The organism is Nitrospinota bacterium (genome assembly GCA_029881495.1).
Taxonomy (GTDB): domain Bacteria; phylum Nitrospinota_A; class UBA7883; order JACRGQ01; family JACRGQ01; genus JAOUMJ01.
Window position 1 is genome coordinate 1 of sequence record JAOUMJ010000061.1, and the last position, 2,422, is coordinate 2,422.

Sequence of the window (2,422 nt, forward strand, 5' to 3'; positions counted from 1 at the left end):
TAAAATATGAATGTTCCACTTTCGTGATGACCTTTGTGGATAGGTATTTGTATGGTGGGTGAAACGCCGCAAGGAACCTTGCGACTATCAGCGAGTAAATATTCAGTTCGTTATCTGACAGCCGCCTGGCATCCGGGATGTTTAATGTAGGTATAAGCGCGTGATGGTCCGTGAGTTTTTCGGAGTCGAATACACTTTTATTCTTTGCAGTTACTGCTGTTTTTGAAAGGTCGAATTTAACAGGACCTTTCCCGCTAAGGATCTTTAAAAGGTGGCCGACTTCAGGAGCCAGCTCTTCGTTTAAATGTCTGCTTTCAGTTCTTGGATACGATATTGCTTTATGTTTTTCGTAGAGAGCCTGTGCGGTATCGAGTGTCTCTTTTGCCGAAACTCCGAACCGGATGTTTGCCTCCCTTTGCAGATCCGTAAGTGAGAAGAGGAGCGGGGGACGTTCCGTTTTTGGTTCCATTGAAATGGAAGCGATAGTTCCCGGTTTTCCATCAACGCTGTTGCTGATGGCAATCGCCTGTTTTTCATCGAATATTCTTGAGGATAGTTCCTGTATATCTTCCGATTCATTCTTTTCGTCCTTTTTGCTTTTAACATTCTCAGGTGAAGGTATCCACGATCCTTCGTATATGCCGTTGGCATGTTTGAATTCGGCTTTCACGAGCCAGTAGGGGACAGGTTTGAAATTGCGTATATCAAGTTCGCGGTCCACGATTATTCGCAAGGTAGGCGTTTGTACCCTGCCGAGTGAATACAATTCTCCGAATTTAACAGTGAACGCCCGTGTCGCGTTAATTCCAATAAGCCAGTCAGCCTGCTGACGCAACATTGCGGAGAGGTAGAGCCTGTCGAATTCGCTTGCGCTCCTTAGCGTAGAGAAGCCTTCCATCACGGTCGCAGGCGTCAAAGCTTTAGATGTCCAGAATCGGAATAGAGGCTTTTTGTTTCCTGATAGTTTTAGAATGAGTCGGGCGATAAGTTCCCCTTCGCGTCCAGGATCCGTGCAGATGACGATCTTCCCGGTAGCGGTGGAGTTGATTAACTTCTTAACTGTCTTGAATTGGGAAGCCCCTTTCTTGTTTATCCTGTACTTGAATTCTTCGGGCAGGATAGGGAGCGTTCCAATATCCCATTTAGAAAAACGCTTGTCGTAGAACTCTGCATCTTCCAGCTCTACAAGATGGCCGAACGCCCATGTAACGATATACCCGGTCCCTTCCAGATAGCCGTCTCGCTTTGTGAAGTTGATTCCAAGGCCTGTTGCGATGTCGCGTGCCTGCGATGGTTTCTCACAAAGGATTAACTTGGCAGCCTGTTTCCCGCTCACGCTTTTGCTCCGCTAGAAGGGGATGTCATCGTCTTCAGGATTCAGGTTGGTTTCTTCGACTGATTCCCCGTTCCCCTTCTCCTTGCCGTTCATCGGAAGGAATTTCACCTTGCTGGCGATGAGTTCGAGTTTCTTATGTTTCTGGCCGTCTTTCTCCCATGAGTTTTCGCGAAGCCTTCCGTCAACAAGTACAAGACTCCCTTTCTTGAGGTAGGTATTACACGCTTCGGCGATTTTGCCGAATGCGACGGTGTTCAGAAAGAGAGTTTCGACCCTTGATTCTTCTTTTACGTTGAATTTTGAGTTGATGGCTACTGAAAATTTAGCGACTGTGGTCCCTGTGCCTGGTATCGCCGATTTTTCAGGATCCGCCGTAAGGTTGCCGATCCCAGTGAAATTATTGAACATCTGCCTTCCTCCATTAATTAAAGTGTCATAACCTTAATATGCGAAGGGGGTACCCCTGTTTACGATAGGTGAATGATAGTTATGTTTGTATCGAAAATTATTCAAAATAGGTATGCCAAGGAAAGGATTTACACCTGAACAGATAATCAACATGTTGCGGGAAGCAGAAGTGAGCTTATTCCAAGGGATGACGATAGTCAAAGTCTTCAAGAAGCTGAAAGTTTGTGAAAAATAAAATTCTCAGTTAGAATTCCTTTACCAAGGCAATTTGACCCTAAGGAGATATTAATGACAAAGCTTTTAAAAGAATAAGGGAAATGGCTAAGCCGTTGATAGTAAGTTGGTGGTCTCAAGAGGATACCAGAATCCTGATCCTGTTTTCACTTAAGATTTCATCCTCGATGTAACGGACACGGTAATTGCTGAGTGCTGTGGGGTTTGGACTTCAATCCGGCTTCAAGAATATATATTTTTAATTTATTTATTTGTTTTAATTTGGCATGGAGAGTTACCTATAGGTTACCTATATGAAGTGTAAATTGAGGAATGGAATGGTAACTTGTTGATTAATGGTGGCCTCGGCGTGATTCGAACACGCGACCTCCAGATTAGGAATCTGTTGCTCTATCCTACTGAGCTACGAAGCCACACTAAAAAAACGACTTGCGTATTATACGG

The 2,422-nt window shown here is 44.6% G+C and carries 2 protein-coding genes and 1 tRNA gene; all 3 read right to left on the reverse strand.

What is annotated here, in order from left to right; genetic code table 11:
- Positions 1–1,336: DNA topoisomerase (locus OEY64_13240; protein ID MDH5543908.1), on the reverse strand; the 1,336-nt coding region annotated here is incomplete at its 3' end.
- Positions 1,337–1,348: 12 nt separating this feature from the next.
- On the reverse strand, positions 1,349–1,744 hold the full coding sequence (locus OEY64_13245) for a single-stranded DNA-binding protein (GenBank protein MDH5543909.1): 396 nt from the start codon (positions 1,742–1,744) through the stop codon (positions 1,349–1,351).
- Between the two features lie 570 nt (positions 1,745–2,314).
- Positions 2,315–2,391: transfer RNA gene (locus OEY64_13250), tRNA-Arg, on the reverse strand.
- Positions 2,392–2,422 lie beyond the last annotated feature (31 nt).